Source organism: Frigoribacterium sp. PhB24 (genome assembly GCF_003755185.1).
In the GTDB taxonomy this organism is placed as follows: Bacteria; Actinomycetota; Actinomycetes; order Actinomycetales; family Microbacteriaceae; genus Frigoribacterium.
In genome coordinates, this window is sequence record NZ_RKIC01000009.1 from 286,023 (window position 1) to 301,242 (window position 15,220).

The following is a 15,220-nucleotide window of genomic DNA, read 5'->3' on the forward strand; positions in this document are numbered from 1 at the left end:
CGGTCGGTTCAGAGCACGTCGTCGGGGTGCGTCAGCCGCCACCACGCGCCGGGTTCGGCGATCGTCGCGTCCAGTTCGAGGGGCACGACGTGCCGCTCGCCGTCGACGGTGAAGGTCACGTCACCGACCCGGGTGCCGGCCGAGGCGGGCCCCACGGCGTCGGTCTCGACCGAGGCCTCCACGGTCTCGTCGCCCCAGACGAGGACGCTGGCGTCCTCGGCGGCCACCGCGCGGGCGGCGTCGCCCCAGGGCAGCTCGTAGTCGGCGAAGGCGTCGCCCTGGCTGGTGAGCGTCACGGTCCGGAACCGGTCGGCGACGCTGGCCAGCAGAGCCTGCACGTCGCGGTCGAGCTGGTCGTGGTCGACGCCGCCGAGCATGGCACCCACGACCGTGACCCGCTGCCCGCCGATCGTGTAGTCGGCCGCGAAGAGCAGACAGGCGCCGGCCTCGTCGAGGGTGCCCGTCTTGATGCCCACCACGCCATCGAGTCCGAGCAGTTCGTTGCTGTTGCTGATCTCACCGATGCCGGGCACGGTGGTCGTCGTCGTCGCGACGGCACGGGCCACTTCGGGGTCGGCCAGGGCCAGTCGACCGAGTTCGACGAGGTCGGTGGACGTGCTCGTGTTCTGGGGTGACAACCCGGTCGGCTCGACGAGCGTCGTCGAGGTGAGGCCGTGGTCGGCGAGCCACGACCGGGCGGCGTCGACGAAGGCCTGGTCGCCGCCGAACGCCCACCGGGCGAGCACCTCCGCGTAGTTGTTGGCCGACTCGATCAGCATGACCTCGAGCACCTGTCGCTCGGAGAGCGTCTGACCGGCGGCCATCGGCGCCACCTTGCCGTTCTGCGCGCGGTAGGAGTCGACGAGGGCCGCCTCGGTCGGGCCGAAGGTCAGGGTCGGGCCGTCGCCGCCGTCGAGCGGCTTCTCGTCGAGGACGACGAGGGCCGTGACCACCTTGCTGATGCTCGCGATCGGGCGGGGCTGCTCGTCGCCGCTCGTCGTCAGGCTGTCGTCCCAGCCGATCGCCTCGACCGCCGTCGCACCGTAGGCGGGGAAGGCGAGGTCGGGACTCGCCTCGGCCGGTGCGGTGTACGCGGCGACGTCGGCCGCGGCCGGCGCGAGCGGACTGAGCAGCGCGAGGGGGACGTACCCGCCGACCGCGACGACCAACGCGAGCAGCGCGATCACACCCACGCGCCTCCGGACCACGCCCGGACGTAGACGCCGGTCGACGCCGGTCACCCGGTCGCTCCCGTCCCGCCCGTCGGCACGCGCAGGGCCCAGAGGGCCACGGCCGAGGCGGCGGCCACGTTGAGGCTGTCGACGCCGTGCAGCATCGGGATCGTGACCACCGTGTCGGCGGCCTGCAGGGCGGCACGGCTGAGCCCGTCACCCTCGGTTCCGAGCAGCAGGGCGACCCGGTCGGGAGGCGCGGAGGCGTAGGCATCGAGGGTCACGGCGTCGTCGCTCAGTGCCAGGGCGGCCACGTGGAACCCCGCCTCGCGCAGCAGGGCGGCGCCGGCCGGCCAGTCGGGCAGACGCGTCCACGGCACCTGCAGGACGGTGCCCATGCTGACGCGCACGCTGCGGCGGTACAGCGGGTCGGCGCAGCGGGGGGTGATCAGCACGGCGTCGGCCCCCAAGCCCGCGACGGCCCGGAAGATCGCGCCCACGTTCGTGTGGTCGACGATGTCCTCGAGCACCACGACGCGCCGGGCGCCTTCGAGCACCGACTCGACGGAGGGCAGCTCGGGCCGGTGCATCGCGGCGAGGGCCCCGCGGTGCAGGTGGTAGCCGGTGAGGGTCTCGAGCAGGCCCGCGTCGCCGACGAAGATCTCGCCCTCGTGCTCGGCCACGAGGGGCTCGATGTCGGGCAGCCAGCGGTCGGTCATGAGCACCGAGCGGGGCACGTGGCCCGCCCGGAGCGCCCGCTCGATGACCTTGGTCGACTCGGCGATGTAGAGGCCGCCCTCGGGCTCGGACACGCGCCGCAGGGCGACGTCGGTCAGCCGGTTGTAGTCGGCGAGGGCCTCGTGGTCGAGGTCGGTGATGCGAGTGACGTGCACGGTGCTCCACGGGGGACGGCCCCGGCGGACGGACGACCGCTGGAATCGAATCGGAGGGGGACGCGTTTAGGCTAGCGTCACCGCACCCGAAGGAGCCCCACCCGTGTCGAACGCCCCCACGGCACCCACCGACGAGCAGGCCCTCGAGGCCGCGGTCGAGGCGCTCCGCGGGCGCCGCGTGGCGGTGCTCACCGGGGCCGGTGTCAGTACCGACTCCGGCATCCCCGACTACCGAGGCGAAGGCGCTCCGCCCCGCAACCCGATGACGTTCCAGCAGTTCCTCTCGAGCGAGAGCTACCGCAAGCGCTACTGGGCCGGCAGCCACCTCGGCTGGAAGTCCTTCCGTGCCGCCGGGCCCAACGAGGGGCACCGGGCGCTGGCCCGGCTCGAGGCCGCCGGTGTGACGAACGGCGTCATCACCCAGAACGTCGACAACCTGCACGTGCGCGCCGGATCGCGCCGGGTGGTCGACCTGCACGGCACCGTCGACCGTGTGGTCTGCCTCACCTGCGGGCAGGCCTTCGCCCGCGACATGGTGGCGGCCCGTCTCGCCGCCGAGAACCCGTGGATCGACGAGCCCGACCAGGTGCGGCTCGCCCCCGACGGCGACGTCGAGGTGCACGACATCGACGCCTTCGTCGTCCCGACCTGCACGGTCTGTGGCGGGCTGCTCAAGCCCGACGTGGTCTTCTTCGGCCAGTTCGTCCCCACCGAGCGCTTCGCCGAGGCGCGATCGATGGTCGTCGGGGCCGAGGCACTGCTCGTCGCGGGTTCGTCGTTGGTCGTCAACAGCGGCATCCGCCTGCTCGACCAGGCCACGCGCCGCAAGCTGCCCGTGGTCGTCCTGAACCGGGGCGTCACCAAGGGCGACTCCCGAGCCACGGTTAAGCTGGATGCCGGCACGTCGGAGACCCTGGCGGCCCTGGCCGAGCACCTGGGCGCGTAGCGTCCCGGTCTCCGCCCAACCGGAGGAACGATGACGCTCTTGTACCTGGTCCGCCACGGCGAGACCGACTGGAACCGCGCCCGACGCATCCAGGGCTCGACTGACATCCCCCTGAACGACCTCGGTCGGTCGCAGGCCCGTGAGACCGGTGACCTGCTCGCGCGGCGCCGCTTCGACGCCGTCGTCGCGAGCCCCCTCTCGCGGGCGGCCGAGACCGGGGCGATCATCGCCGCTCGGCTCGGCCTCGCTGCGCCCGAGCTCGCGCCCGAGGTCGCCGAGCGTCGGTACGGCGACGCCGAAGGCCTGACCGGCGAACAGGTCGAGGCACGGTTCCCGCACGGCACCCCGGTGCCCGGTCGCGAGAGCCGCGGGGCCCTCGTCGCCCGGGTGCTGCCCGCCCTCTCCGCGATCGCCACCCGGCACGGCGCCGGCGCGTCCGTGGTCGTGGCGACGCACGGTGCCGTCATCCGGGCGATCGTGAACCACGTAACCCCCGACACCGACGCGCATCTCGGCGTGCCCATCCGCAACGGATCGATCCACTCGTTCGAGTTCGCGGGCGACGCCCTGACCCTGCGCGAGTTCGACGACCCGATCGAGGTCGAGTCCGAGCGCCCCGGCACGTACGCCTTCGAGTACCAGAACGCCCTCGAGCGCGACGCCGCGGACGAGGACTGACCCGCGGGTCAGCGCCCGGCGGTGCGTCGTGCGTGGCGGCCCACCGCGGCGACATCCGCCAACAGGCGCAACAGCACGTCGGCGGAGTCACGCCAGCTGAACCGGGCCGCCTGCTCGATCGACGCGGCCGAGCGCGCCTCCCACTCACCCTCGAGTCGCCGCACGGCCGCCGCGATCGAGGCAGGTGACGACGGGTCGAAGTACAGAGCCGCGTCGCCGCCGATCTCGCGGAAGATCGGGATGTCGCTGACGACGGCGGGCGTCCCGAGCGCCATGCCCTCGACCAGGGGGATGCCGAACCCCTCGGCGCGCGAGGCCGTCACGACGGCGGTCGCACCGAGCAGTGCCTCGCGGTACTCGTCGTCGCTCGCCCCGTCGTGGAAGACCAGCGACCCGGCGGGTGCCAGGGCCGTCAAGGAGGCGCGCTCGGCCTCGGACACCCGGCTCATCAGGTGCAGTCGGTACCCGTCGAGCAACGGCAGTGCCCTGGCCAGGGCGGTCACGTTCTTGTACGGCATGAACGACCCCATGTAGACGAGGTCGCGCCGCTCGGGTGCGGTGCGCGGCTCGACCGCGCCGACCGGATCGGCCGCGTTGTAGACCACCGTCACGGGACGCCGGGTGAGGCGGTGGCGACGCATCTCGTCCCGCGTCGTGCGGCTCACCGTGACGACCGCGTCGGCGCGGTCCAGCAGTACCCGCTGCGGCCACCAGGCCAGGTGGTAGAGCCGCCAGAGCAGCTGGATGGGCAGCGCGAACTCCGGCGGTGGCGTGCGGTTCGTGTAGTAGATCAGGTCGTGCAGCGTCAGCACGAGCGGGTACCGACGCCCGGCCGAGCCCATGGTCTGCATGGGCGACCAGACGACGTCGGGCCGCAGCCGGTTGACCTGCCGGGCCACGAACGGCTCGAGGACGCTCGTGGGCGAGCCGACGAGCAGGTGCGGCTGGTCGGGCAGTTTGTCGAGCTGGCGCCGGTCGCTGACGAGCATCGTCACCTCGTGGCGTTCGGCGAGGGCCGTCACGACGCCGGCGCTGAACCGGCTGATGCCGTCGTGGCGTCCGACGCGGACGTAGCGGCAGTCGACGACGATCCTCATCGGACGAACGCCTCGATCGCTGCGGCGGCCTGACGCGGTTTCTCGTAGTGGATCAGGTGCCCGACCCCCTCGATCACGTCGAGCGTGGCATCGGGGAACAGCGTCTGCAGCCGGTGCTGGGCGGGCAGGGCGGTGATGTCGTCGCGGTCGGCGGCGATCAAGAGGGTGGGCACCGTGACGCGGGCGGCGTACGTGCTCACGTCACTCGACACGGAGGCGCGGAAGGCGTCGAGCACGACCCTCCGGTCGGAGAAACGCGAGAAGAAGCTGTCGTGCTGGTCGTGGATCCAGCGGCGCAGGGCTCGGTCGTGGGTCTTGACCATCGCGAGGCTGGTGAACCTCGTCACGGCCGCGTTCCGCAGCACCTGCTGGCCGGCGCGTTCGGGCAGGGCCGCGCCCGCCCAGTAGTAGAAGACGGCCAGGCGCGTGACCACGCCGCGCGGACCCTGCAGGGCGGGAGCGGCGATCGGGTTGACCAGGATCAACCGGGAGGCGCGGAGTCCGTCGGCCACCGCGGCCGACGTGACGATCGAGCCGAACGAGTGCCCCAGCACCACGACGTCGTCGCCGAGCGAGAGGGTCGCCACGAACGCCGTGAGCCAGTGCGCGTACGCCGCGACGCTGTGCTCGCCGTCCAGCGGGGTCGACTCGCCGAAGCCCGGCAGGTCGGGCATGACCACACGCGCGTGGTCGAGGTGCGCCACGACCGGTTCGAGGCCGTGGTGGTCTCCCCGGAAGCCGTGCACCGCGACGATGGTGACCCGCGCCTCCTGGCCCTCCGGCGGTTCGTAGGTCCAGTACCGGGTCAGGCTGCCTCCGACCTCGACGACGTCGTCGCGCACCGCTCGGACGTCGAGGCGGGCACGGTACGGCGACTTCACGCGGGGGGGTCGGACGATCACCCGCCCGAGTCTACGAGCGACGCGCTCATCGGAGTGCGCGTCCCGGCGTCCACGCCCGTAGGGTGGGCGCGTGAGCTTCACTGCCCCGATCCAGCAGCCCGGACTGACCCTCGACCCCAACTGGCACCGCCGTGCGGTGTTCTACGAGGTGATGGTGCGGTCGTTCGTCGACAGCAACGGCGACGGTGCGGGTGACCTGCAGGGTCTGCTCACCCGCCTCGACTACCTGCAGTGGCTCGGCGTCGACGCCCTGTGGCTGCCGCCGTTCTTCCAGTCGCCGCTGCGCGACGGTGGTTACGACATCCAGGACTACAAGTCGATCCTGCCCGAGTTCGGCACGCTCGACGAGTTCCGCGACCTGGTGACCAAGTCGCACGAGCGCAACATGCGCATCGTGATCGACATGGTGCTGAACCACACGAGCGATCAGCACGAATGGTTCCAGCAGAGCCGCGAGGACCCCGAGGGGCCCTACGGCGATTTCTACGTCTGGCGCGACACCGACGACGAGTACTCGAACATCCGCGTCATCTTCGTCGACACCGAAGAGTCCAACTGGACCTTCGACCCGGTGCGCCGCCAGTTCTTCTTCCACCGCTTCTTCTCGCACCAGCCCGACCTCAACTTCGAGAACCCTGCGGTGCAAGAGGCCGTCTTCGACGTCGTCCGCCATTGGCTGGCGATGGGCGTCGACGGTCTGCGACTCGACGCGATCCCCTACCTGTTCGAGACCGAAGAGGGCAACGGCGAGGGCGAACCGGCGACGCACGACTTCATCAAGCGTCTGCGCGCGATGGTCGACGAGGAGTTCCCCGGGCGGGTCCTCATCGCCGAGGCGAACCAGTGGCCCGCCGAGACGGCGGCGTTCTTCGGCACCGAGGACGAGCCCGAGTGCCACATGGCCTTCGACTTCCCCGTCATGCCCCGCATCTTCTACTCGCTGCGCGCCCAGAGCGCCGACGAGTTGAAGCGCATCCTCTCCGAGACGACCGAGGTCCCGCCGGGTGCCGCATGGGCCGTCTTCCTGCGCAACCACGACGAGCTCACCCTCGAGATGGTCAGCGAGGAGTACCGCCAGGCGATGTACGGCTGGTACGCCTACGACCCGCGCATGCGGTCCAACATCGGCATCCGGCGCCGCCTCGCTCCCCTGCTCGACAACTCGCGGGCCGAGCTCGAACTGGTGCACGCCCTGCTCTTCTCCCTTCCGGGCAGCCCGTTCCTGTACTACGGCGACGAGATCGGCATGGGCGACAACATCTGGTTGCCCGACCGCGACTCGTCACGCACACCCATGCAGTGGACGCCGGACCGCAACGCCGGGTTCTCGACCGCAGACCCGGGCAAGCTGTTCCTCCCGGTCGTCCAGTCGCTGGTCTACAACTACAACCTGGTGAACGTCGAGAGCCAATTGGCGCAGTCGCGGTCGTTGCTCCACTGGGTGCGGAACGTCATCCACGTCCGCAAGGCGCACCCGACGTTCGGCCTCGGCACCCTCGAGGTGCTCGAGACCAATCAAGAGTCGGTGCTGTCGTTCGTCCGCTCGTACGAAGGAGCCGGCACGCAGTTCGGCGACTCGGCAGAGGACATCCTCTGCGTCTTCTCGTTCGGTCACAACCCGACGTCCGTCGACGTCGTGGCCCCGCAGTTCGCCGGGCGCACGCTCTTCGACCTGTTCGGCGGAGCGCAGTTCCCCTCGTTCGACGACGAGGGCAAGGTCACATTGACCCTCGGGACGCAGGCGTTCTTCTGGCTGCACGTCGGCGACGTGCCCACGGCGGCGGCGCCCGCTGTCGGTGGGGCCTCATAAACTCGCAGCGTGACTGACACCGAGACGACCGACGCCGCTTCCGACCTCGGGGCCGTGGGCGAACCGCCGGTCGCCTGGTGGCAGGCCCTCGGCGTCTTCGACCTCGAGACGACGGGCATCGATGTCGAGACGGCTCGCATCGTCACCGCACACGTCGGTCTGATCGACGCCACCGGGGCCACCGTCGCCCACGGCGAGTGGTTGGCCGACCCGGGTGTCGAGATCCCCGAGCAGGCAAGCGCCGTGCACGGTATCTCGACCGAGCGGGCTCGCGCCGAGGGGCGTCCGGCCGCCGAGGTCGTGGCCGAGATCGTCGCCGCGATCCGGGCCGTCTTCGCCCGAGGCGTCCCGCTGGTCGTCTACAACGCGCCCTACGACCTCACCCTGCTCGACCGTGAGGCGCGGCGCCACGGCGTCGAGCCGCTGGGCGAGGTGGGCGAGATCGGCTGCGTCGTCGACCCCCTCGTCATCGACAAGGCCGTCGACACCTACCGCAAGGGCAAGCGCACCCTCGAGGCCGCCGCGGCCGTCTACGGCGTGTCACTCGACGACGCGCACGACGCCGGGGCCGACGCGATCGCTGCGGGCCGGGTGGCCCAGGCGATGGCGAAGCGCTACCCCGATCGACTCGACGTGCCCGTGACCGAGCTGCACGACCTGCAGGTCGGCTGGTGTTCGACCCAGGCCGAGAGCTTCCAGCAGTACATGCGCCGTGCGAAAGACCCGACGTTCACGGCGCACGGCGACTGGCCGCACCGCCCGCTGCCGTTCGCCTAGGCGGGTTCGCGCTCCGCGCCTCCTGGGTTCTCCGGGAACGCCCGGTCGAGTCCCGACGGATTCGGGTCGTCCGGGAACACGACGAAGGCGGCCCACCGAAGTGGACCGCCTGAGCGTGGCGAGTGGCTGCTGCCTACTTGCCGAAGTTCTTGTAGCGCGAGTTGAACTTCTCGACGCGTCCGGCCGAGTCGAGGATGCGCTGCTTGCCCGTGTAGAACGGGTGCGACTCGGACGAGATCTCGACGTCGATGACCGGGTAGGTCTCACCGTCGAGCTCGATGGTCTTGTCGCTGGTCGTCGTGGAGCGCGTGAGGAACGTGGCGCCCGATGCGAGGTCCCGGAAGACGATCTGCTTGTACTCGGGGTGGATGTCGGTCTTCATGATTGTCCTAGGTCTAGCGAACGAGTGATGATGGTGAGTTCAGGAGGCACGCGCAGCATCGCTGCGGGCCAGCTGTCAACGATACCAGACCGACGGCCCGGATCGTAGGAGGCGCGGGTCAGCCTGCTGCGCGAGCCGAGTACCGGCCGCCGTCGGACTCGACCCACAGATCGACCCCGAAGGTGGCGCCGAGGGTCTCGGCCGTGATGACCTCGTCCAGAGGGCCTGCCGCGACGACGGACCCGTGGTCGAGCAGCAGGGCGTGCGTGAACCCCCGGGGGATCTCTTCGACGTGGTGGGTCACCATGACGATGGCCGGAGCACCCTCGGACGAGGCGTAGCCCGACAGCATCTGCAGCAGTTCTTCGCGGGCGCCGAGGTCGAGGCTGGCGGCCGGCTCGTCGAGCAGCAACAGCTCGGGGTCGGTCATGACCGAGCGGGCGATCTGGACGCGCTTCTGCTCGCCGTCGCTCAGCTCGCCGAAGGTTCGGTCGGACAAATGGTCGAGCTTCCATTCGTCGAGCACACGGTGAGCCCGACGCACGTCGACGCCCTCGTACTCTTCGTTCCAGCGGCCCGTGACCGAGTAGGCGGCCGTCAGGACGACGTCGACGACTTTCTCCTTGGCGGGGATGCGTCGGGCGATGGCCGTCGACGCGAAGCCGATGCGGGGTCGCAGGTCGAAGAGGTCGACCGAACCGAGGTCGGAGCCCAGGATGCTGGCCTCGCCCGAGGACGGGTGGCTCTGCGCCGCGGCCACCTGCAGCAGGCTCGTCTTGCCGGCGCCGTTGGGGCCGAGCACGACCCAGCGCTCATCGGAGTCGACCGTCCAGGTCAGCTTGTCGACGACGGCTGTGCCGCCTCGGACGATCGAGACATCGGTGAGCTGCAGGACGGTAGGCATGCGACCCAGCCTAGTTGAGCAGGCTCTGGTAGACCCGCAGCGTCTGCTCGGCGATCCGTGCCCACGAGAACTCTTCTTCCGCCCGCATGCGACCGGCCCGGCCCATCAGGCGGGCGAGCGCCGGGTCGGAGACGACCTCGATGAGCGTCGCCGCCAGGTCGGCGACGAAGCGGTCGGGGTCGACCGGGGTGCCGGTGCCGTCCTGCACCTGCTCGAGGGGCACGATGCGACCGGTGAGACCGTCGGCGACGACCTCGGGGATGCCGCCCGTGTCCGACCCCACGACGGGCACGCCGCAAGCCATCGCCTCGAGGTTCACGATGCCGAGGGGTTCGTAGACCGACGGGCAGACGAAGGTCGTGGCCTGGCTCAGCACCGCGCTGAGCTGGTGGCGGGGTAGTACGGTGTCGATCCAGACGACCCCGGTGCGTTCTTCTTGCAGCTCGCGAACGAGACCGGTGACCTCGGCCATGATCTCGGGGGTGTCAGGGGCACCGGCGCAGAGTACGAGCTGCACGTCGGCGGGCAGCAGCTTCGCCGCGCGCAGCAGGTACGGCAGTCCCTTCTGGCGAGTGATGCGGCCGACGAAGACGACGGAGGGGCGGTCGGGGTCGATGCCCAGGCCCCGGACCGTCTCGGCGTCGTCGACGCGCCGCCAGCCCTCGAGGTCGATGCCGTTGTAGACGACCTCGACCTTGGACTCGTCGATCGTCGGGTACGAGCGGAGGATGTCGCGCCGCATGCCGTCGCTCACGGCGATGACGCGGTCGGCGGTCTCGTAGGCCTGACGCTCGATCCAGCTCGAGACGCGGTAGCCGCCGCCGAGCTGCTCGGCCTTCCAGGGGCGGAGGGGCTCCAGGCTGTGGGCCGTCAGGACGTGAGGGACGCCGTGCAGCATCTGGGCCAGCTGGCCGGCCGCGTTCGCATACCAGGTGTGGCTGTGGACGACGTCGGCTCCGGCGACGTCCTGAGCCATGGTGACGTCGACTCCGAGGGTGCGCAGGGTCGCGTTCGCCTGGTCGAGCTGGGGCAGGTCGGGGTAGCCCGTCGTGTCGGGTTCGGGGTCGACGTCGCCGAAGGCCCGCACCTGCACCTCGACGCCCCGACGCAGGGCCTTGACGAGCTCGACGACGTGGACACCGGCGCCCCCGTAGACGTTGGGCGGGTATTCCTTGCTGATGACATCGACTCGCACGTGGTTCACCGTAGTCGTGCGACCGTGAATCGTGCCATTCTGGCCCCATGGCATCAAAGAAGATCTTCGGCATCGTCCTGGCTGGCGGCGAGGGCAAACGCCTGATGCCGCTGACCGCCGATCGCGCTAAGCCCGCAGTCCCGTTCGGTGGCAACTACCGTCTCGTCGACTTCGCCCTGTCCAACCTGATCAACTCGGGTCTGCGACAGATCGTCGTCCTCACCCAGTACAAGTCGCACAGCCTCGACCGCCACGTGTCCCAGACCTGGAGCATCGAGGGTCTGCTCGGCGCCTACGTCGCGTCCGTCCCGGCTCAGCAGCGCCTCGGCAAGCGCTGGTTCGCCGGCAGCGCCGACGCGATCCTGCAGAGCCTCAACCTGTTGCGTGACGAGAAGCCCGACATCGTCGTCGTGGTGGGTGCCGACCACGTCTACCGCATGGATTTCTCGCAGATGATCGAGGCGCACATCGCGTCCGGCGCCGGTGTCACCGTCGCGGCGATCCGTCAGCCCATCTCCCTCGCCGACCAGTTCGGCGTCATCGAGGTCGACTCCGACGACCCGACGCGGATCGGCCGGTTCCTCGAGAAGCCGACAGACGCCACGGGCCTGCCGGACTCCCCCGACGAGATCCTCGCCTCGATGGGCAACTACGTGTTCGACGCGGACGTCCTCATCGACGCCGTGCTGCGTGACGGTGAGAAGCCCGACTCGAAGCACGACATGGGTGGCGACATCGTCCCCGACTTCGTCTCCCGCGGCGACGCCGCCGTCTACGACCTGAACCGCAACGAGGTGCCCGGCTCGACCGAGCGCGACCGCTACTACTGGCGTGACGTCGGCACCATCGACTCGTTCTACGACGCGCACCGCGACCTGATCTCGGCCCTGCCGATCTTCAACCTCTACAACACCGACTGGCCGATCTTCAGCCAGCAGCTCAACTCTCCCCCGGCGAAGTTCGTCCGGGACGGGCACGGCAACCTCGGGACGACGATCGACTCGATCGTCTCTCTGGGATCGTTGCTCTCGGGCGCGCACGTCGAACGCAGCGTCCTGGGTCCCTGGTGCACCCTCGACAGTGGATCGCGCGTGGTCGACTCGGTCGTGTTCGAGCGGGCTCACGTCGGACCGAACGCCGTCGTCAATCGGGCGATCCTCGACAAGGACGTCGTCATCGCGGCCGGCGCCTCCGTCGGCGTCGATCCCGAGGCGGATCGGGCCCGCGGCTTCACCGTCACCCCCTCGGGCATCACGGTGGTCGGCAAGGGCGTCCGGGTCGACCAGTAGACGTCTCGAGACACACGACCGGCGCGGCGCGCCGACGGCCCTAGGCTGTCGGCGTGCCGCGCTTCCTCATCGTCCTCGACGTCGACTCCACCCTGATCGAGGACGAGGTGATCGAGCTCTTGGCCGACGCCGCCGGTTCGCGCGATCAGGTCGAGGACGTCACCTCCCGAGCCATGGCGGGCGAGCTCGATTTCGCCGCGAGTCTCGCCGCGCGCGTCGCGACCCTCGAGGGGTTGCCCCAGTCGGTGTTCGCCGACGTGCGCTCGCGCCTCACGCCGACCCGTGGCGTCCGAGAGCTCGTCGATGGCATCCATGCCGCGGGCGGCCTCGTCGGCGTCGTGTCAGGGGGGTTCCACGAGACCCTGGACCCGCTGGCCGACGACCTGGGCCTGGACTTCCGCCGGGCGAACCGCCTCGAACTGCGCGACGGCCGGCTGACCGGGCGGGTCTCCGGCCCCGTGATCGACGCGCATGCGAAGGCCGTCGCGCTCCGAGAATGGGCCGAGGAGGCGCGGGTCGCGGTCGCGCACACGGTCGCCGTGGGCGACGGGGCGAACGACCTCGAGATGATGGCCGCGGCCGCCTTGTCGGTGGCGTTCAACGCCAAGCCTCGGGTCCGCGAGCGAGCGGACGTCGTCGTCGGGACGAACGACCTCTCACAGCTCCTGCCCCTGCTCGGTCTGCGGGGCTGAGCCACCTCGGCGGGCGGGCCTGCGTCGGGTGCCGACCCGCGCCTCCTGCAGTGGTCGGGCCCGAGGGCGGTGCCGAGGACTAGTGGCCCATGCCGAGACCGCCGTCGACGGGGATCACGGCACCCGAGATGTAAGCGGCGTCGTCGCCCGCGAGCCAAGCGATCGCCTTGGCGATCTCGGCCGCGGTGCCGTACCGGCCGGCGGGGATGCTCTTCTTGTACTCGGCCTGCTGCGCCTCGGGCAGGACGGCCGTCATGTCGGTCTCGACGAAGCCGGGGGCCACCACGTTGGCGGTGATGCCGCGTGCCCCGAGCTCGCGGGTGAGCGACCGGGCGAAGCCGACGAGGCCGGCCTTCGAGGCGGCGTAGTTCGCCTGGCCCGGGCCGCCGTAGAGGCCGACGACGCTCGAGACGAGGACGATGCGGCCGAATCGAGCCTTGAGCATGCCTTTCGAGGCCCGCTTGACGACGCGGAACGCGCCGCCGAGGTTCGTGTCGACGACCGAGGTGAAGTCGTCCTCCGTCATGCGCATGAGCAGGCCGTCCTTGGTGATGCCGGCGTTCGCGACGACGACCTCGACCGGCCCGAGCTGCGCTTCGATCGTCGTGAAAGCCGCGTCGATCGACGCGGCGTCGGTGACGTCGGCGACGACGGTCAGCGTGCCCTCGGGGCCCTGGCCGGTGCGGGCCGTGACGGCGACGCGGTGTCCCTGGGCGACGAACTCCTCGGCGATGGCGAAGCCGATGCCGCGGTTGCCGCCGGTGACGAGAACGGTGCGGGGCGTGGTCATGGGTGGTCTCCTCGTGAGCGATCTCGACGCTCGCCGCTCGGTGCGGCGGCGGATCGGCGAACCTGTGATCGGCAGGCCGCCGACCAGCCTACTGTCGGACACCGGTCTTAGGATCGAGACGGTCCCCCGGACGTCTCGTCCCCGAGATCGATCCGGCACCCGTCCGTGGTGCGTCCGCCCTCCTCCCGACACCGAGGTGTGCCCCGTGAAGGCCTCGAACACGATCACGTCACTCCCGCCCTCCCCCACCGACGACCGTCACTCCCGCATGGTCAAGTACCTGGTGGCGATGGGCATCAGGCTGGTCTGCATCGCCCTCTGCTTCGTCTTCCCCCTGGGGTGGTGGACGCTGCTGCCCGTCATCGGTGCGGTCGTCATCCCGTACATCGCCGTGGTGTTCGCCAACGTCGGCCACGAGTCGGGCGACGCGGTCGAGAGCCCTGGCGGCATCGAGTTGTACCGCGAGCCACAGGCGCCGTTCCGACCGACGGTGGTCGACGGCGACGCCGGACCCTCGGGGCCGGCGGCATCATCCGACGGCGCGCCCGGCGAGGCGGATCACGATCGTCGGAGCGCCTGATGCTCGGCCTCGATCCCGTCGGCGTGCAGTGCTCTCGTGCCTCGTGTCGAGCCGAGGCACGGCATAATGTGCACTGGCGCAACCCCAAGATCCACGGCATCGAGCGGGTGAAGGTGTGGTCCGCGTGTGACGAGCACGTGGACTTCCTGCGCGAGTTCCTCGAGGCACGTGACTTCCCGGTCGTCGTGACGGGGGTGTCAGAGGTCGTCGAACAGGTCGGAACGGAGGTGCGGTGACGAACATCCGCTTCGCCCTCTCGCGCCGGTGGCTGGGTTACCTCGCCGTCGCCGTGGTCTTCGCGATCATCTGCGTCTTCCTCGCGCATTGGCAGTGGTCCCGTCACGACGAGAAGCTCGCGGTCGTGCACCAGCTCGAGCAGACCTACGACGCCGACCCGATTGCCCTGCAGCAGGCGTTGCCGGAGCTGTCGTCCTACGAGTCCGCCCAAGAGTGGCAGCCGGTCGAGATGACCGGGCGTTACCTCGCCGACGACGAGTTGCTCGTGCGCAACCGCCCGCTCAACGGCCAGCCCGGCTTCGAGGTGCTCGTGCCGTTCCGTACGACGCAGGGCGACGTCTTCGTCGTCGACCGCGGCTGGGTGCCGACCGGCAACGCCCAGGACTCCCCCGACGTCGTGCCCGCGCCTCCATCGGGCGACGTGACGGTCGTCGCGCGACTCAAACCCGGTGAACCGGCCCTGGGTGACCGTACGGGTGTGCCCGGCACCAACCAGATCGCGACCATCCAACTCAGCGAGGTCGAGTCCAGGGTGGGGCAGCCCATCTACTCGAACGCATACGGCCTCGTCGTCAGCGAGAGCCCCGCGCCGGCTACGGCACCCGTGCCGTCCTCGAAGCCCGAGATCGATACCGGCTTGAACCTGTCGTACTTCGTCCAATGGCTGATGTTCGCGGTCGGAGCCTTCGGCTTCCTGTTCTACGTCTTCCGACAGGAGTACCGCAACCAGAACGCCGACGACGACGAACTCGTCGAGCGTGAGGCCGAACGGCAGCGTCGACGTGAGGCCCGACCACGGCACGACAACGACGTCGAGGACGAGATCCTCGACGGCGCCCGCCGCTGACGGGCACCTGGGCCGGCGCGCCGCTCGCG

At 70.3% G+C, this 15,220-nt stretch carries 17 protein-coding genes; 9 read left to right on the forward strand and 8 right to left on the reverse strand.

The window, feature by feature from the left end; genetic code table 11:
- Positions 1-8 precede the first annotated feature (8 nt).
- Positions 9-1,187, reverse strand: a complete 1,179-nt coding sequence (locus EDF50_RS01920) for a D-alanyl-D-alanine carboxypeptidase family protein (RefSeq protein WP_148076739.1) — start codon at positions 1,185-1,187, stop codon at positions 9-11.
- 50 nt (positions 1,188-1,237) lie between these two features.
- A complete protein-coding gene (locus tag EDF50_RS01925) occupies positions 1,238-2,065 on the reverse strand; it encodes an RNA methyltransferase (protein WP_123517716.1) in 828 nt (275 codons plus the stop codon).
- A gap of 103 nt (positions 2,066-2,168) precedes the next feature.
- Between EDF50_RS01925 and EDF50_RS01930 the strand changes: the two genes are divergently transcribed.
- Complete coding sequence (locus EDF50_RS01930; protein WP_123517718.1) at positions 2,169-3,011, forward strand: NAD-dependent protein deacetylase; 843 nt, start codon at positions 2,169-2,171, stop codon at positions 3,009-3,011.
- A gap of 30 nt (positions 3,012-3,041) precedes the next feature.
- Positions 3,042-3,689, forward strand: a complete 648-nt coding sequence (locus EDF50_RS01935; protein ID WP_123517720.1) for a histidine phosphatase family protein — start codon at positions 3,042-3,044, stop codon at positions 3,687-3,689.
- Positions 3,690-3,697: 8 nt separating this feature from the next.
- Here EDF50_RS01935 and EDF50_RS01940 read toward each other — a convergent pair whose 3' ends face one another.
- Both EDF50_RS01940 and EDF50_RS01945 read right to left on the reverse strand, forming a co-directional pair.
- Positions 3,698-4,786 carry a glycosyltransferase family 1 protein gene (locus tag EDF50_RS01940; RefSeq protein ID WP_123517721.1) on the reverse strand — a complete coding sequence of 363 codons (1,089 nt, stop codon included), beginning with the start codon at positions 4,784-4,786 and terminating at the stop codon, positions 3,698-3,700.
- On the reverse strand, positions 4,783-5,688 hold the full coding sequence (locus EDF50_RS01945; RefSeq protein WP_370453951.1) for an alpha/beta fold hydrolase: 906 nt from the start codon (positions 5,686-5,688) through the stop codon (positions 4,783-4,785). Before EDF50_RS01945 ends, EDF50_RS01940 begins: the two co-directional genes overlap by 4 nt.
- 70 nt (positions 5,689-5,758) lie before the next feature.
- Here EDF50_RS01945 and treS point away from each other — a divergent pair, with 70 nt between their 5' ends.
- Both treS and EDF50_RS01955 read left to right on the forward strand, forming a co-directional pair.
- Positions 5,759-7,498 carry a maltose alpha-D-glucosyltransferase gene (gene treS, locus EDF50_RS01950; RefSeq protein ID WP_123517723.1) on the forward strand — a complete coding sequence of 580 codons (1,740 nt, stop codon included), beginning with the start codon at positions 5,759-5,761 and terminating at the stop codon, positions 7,496-7,498.
- Between the two features lie 54 nt (positions 7,499-7,552).
- Positions 7,553-8,275, forward strand: coding sequence for a 3'-5' exonuclease (locus EDF50_RS01955; RefSeq protein ID WP_199738603.1), 723 nt, complete (start codon positions 7,553-7,555; stop codon positions 8,273-8,275).
- A 133-nt stretch (positions 8,276-8,408) separates the two neighbouring features.
- Here EDF50_RS01955 and EDF50_RS01960 read toward each other — a convergent pair whose 3' ends face one another.
- The 3 genes from EDF50_RS01960 to glgA all read right to left on the reverse strand — a co-directional run bounded on the left by EDF50_RS01960 (position 8,409) and on the right by glgA (position 10,756).
- Positions 8,409-8,657 (reverse strand): type B 50S ribosomal protein L31, encoded by a 249-nt coding sequence (locus EDF50_RS01960; RefSeq protein WP_043594989.1) that lies wholly within the window; start codon positions 8,655-8,657, stop codon positions 8,409-8,411.
- Positions 8,658-8,775: 118 nt separating this feature from the next.
- Complete coding sequence (locus EDF50_RS01965; protein WP_123517726.1) at positions 8,776-9,561, reverse strand: ABC transporter ATP-binding protein; 786 nt, start codon at positions 9,559-9,561, stop codon at positions 8,776-8,778.
- A gap of 10 nt (positions 9,562-9,571) precedes the next feature.
- Positions 9,572-10,756: a glycogen synthase gene (gene glgA, locus EDF50_RS01970; RefSeq protein WP_123518386.1), complete on the reverse strand. Its 1,185-nt coding sequence runs from the start codon at positions 10,754-10,756 to the stop codon at positions 9,572-9,574.
- Positions 10,757-10,803: 47 nt separating this feature from the next.
- On the opposite strand from glgA, the gene EDF50_RS01975 reads away from it, so the two are divergent.
- Positions 10,804-12,045: a glucose-1-phosphate adenylyltransferase gene (locus EDF50_RS01975; protein ID WP_123517728.1), complete on the forward strand. Its 1,242-nt coding sequence runs from the start codon at positions 10,804-10,806 to the stop codon at positions 12,043-12,045.
- A 53-nt stretch (positions 12,046-12,098) separates the two neighbouring features.
- Positions 12,099-12,737: a phosphoserine phosphatase SerB gene (gene serB, locus EDF50_RS01980; RefSeq protein ID WP_123517730.1), complete on the forward strand. Its 639-nt coding sequence runs from the start codon at positions 12,099-12,101 to the stop codon at positions 12,735-12,737.
- Between the two features lie 79 nt (positions 12,738-12,816).
- On the opposite strand, the gene fabG is transcribed toward serB, so the two are convergent.
- Complete coding sequence (fabG, locus tag EDF50_RS01985; protein ID WP_123517731.1) at positions 12,817-13,527, reverse strand: 3-oxoacyl-ACP reductase FabG; 711 nt, start codon at positions 13,525-13,527, stop codon at positions 12,817-12,819.
- 205 nt (positions 13,528-13,732) lie between these two features.
- Here fabG and EDF50_RS16880 point away from each other — a divergent pair, with 205 nt between their 5' ends.
- The 3 genes from EDF50_RS16880 to EDF50_RS02000 all read left to right on the forward strand — a co-directional run bounded on the left by EDF50_RS16880 (position 13,733) and on the right by EDF50_RS02000 (position 15,191).
- Positions 13,733-14,107, forward strand: a complete 375-nt coding sequence (locus EDF50_RS16880) for a DUF3099 domain-containing protein (RefSeq protein ID WP_233570265.1) — start codon at positions 13,733-13,735, stop codon at positions 14,105-14,107.
- Between the two features lie 68 nt (positions 14,108-14,175).
- The gene (locus EDF50_RS01995) at positions 14,176-14,343 is read left to right on the forward strand and encodes a hypothetical protein (protein ID WP_370453952.1); all 168 of its coding nucleotides are present in this window, start codon (positions 14,176-14,178) and stop codon (positions 14,341-14,343) included.
- Positions 14,340-15,191 (forward strand): SURF1 family protein, encoded by an 852-nt coding sequence (locus EDF50_RS02000; protein WP_123517736.1) that lies wholly within the window; start codon positions 14,340-14,342, stop codon positions 15,189-15,191. Before EDF50_RS01995 ends, EDF50_RS02000 begins: the two co-directional genes overlap by 4 nt.
- Positions 15,192-15,220 lie beyond the last annotated feature (29 nt).

What these genes read in the sequence shown, in the direction of transcription:
- fabG (WP_123517731.1), bottom strand. Translation starts at nt 13,527, where the DNA reads ATGACCACGCCCCGCACCGTTCTCGTCACCGGCGGCAACCGCGGCATC.
- EDF50_RS01960 (WP_043594989.1), bottom strand. Translation starts at nt 8,657, where the DNA reads ATGAAGACCGACATCCACCCCGAGTACAAGCAGATCGTCTTCCGGGAC.
- EDF50_RS01965 (WP_123517726.1), bottom strand. Translation starts at nt 9,561, where the DNA reads ATGCCTACCGTCCTGCAGCTCACCGATGTCTCGATCGTCCGAGGCGGC.
- EDF50_RS01940 (WP_123517721.1), bottom strand. Translation starts at nt 4,786, where the DNA reads ATGAGGATCGTCGTCGACTGCCGCTACGTCCGCGTCGGACGCCACGAC.
- EDF50_RS01935 (WP_123517720.1), top strand. Translation starts at nt 3,042, where the DNA reads ATGACGCTCTTGTACCTGGTCCGCCACGGCGAGACCGACTGGAACCGC.
- EDF50_RS01975 (WP_123517728.1), top strand. Translation starts at nt 10,804, where the DNA reads ATGGCATCAAAGAAGATCTTCGGCATCGTCCTGGCTGGCGGCGAGGGC.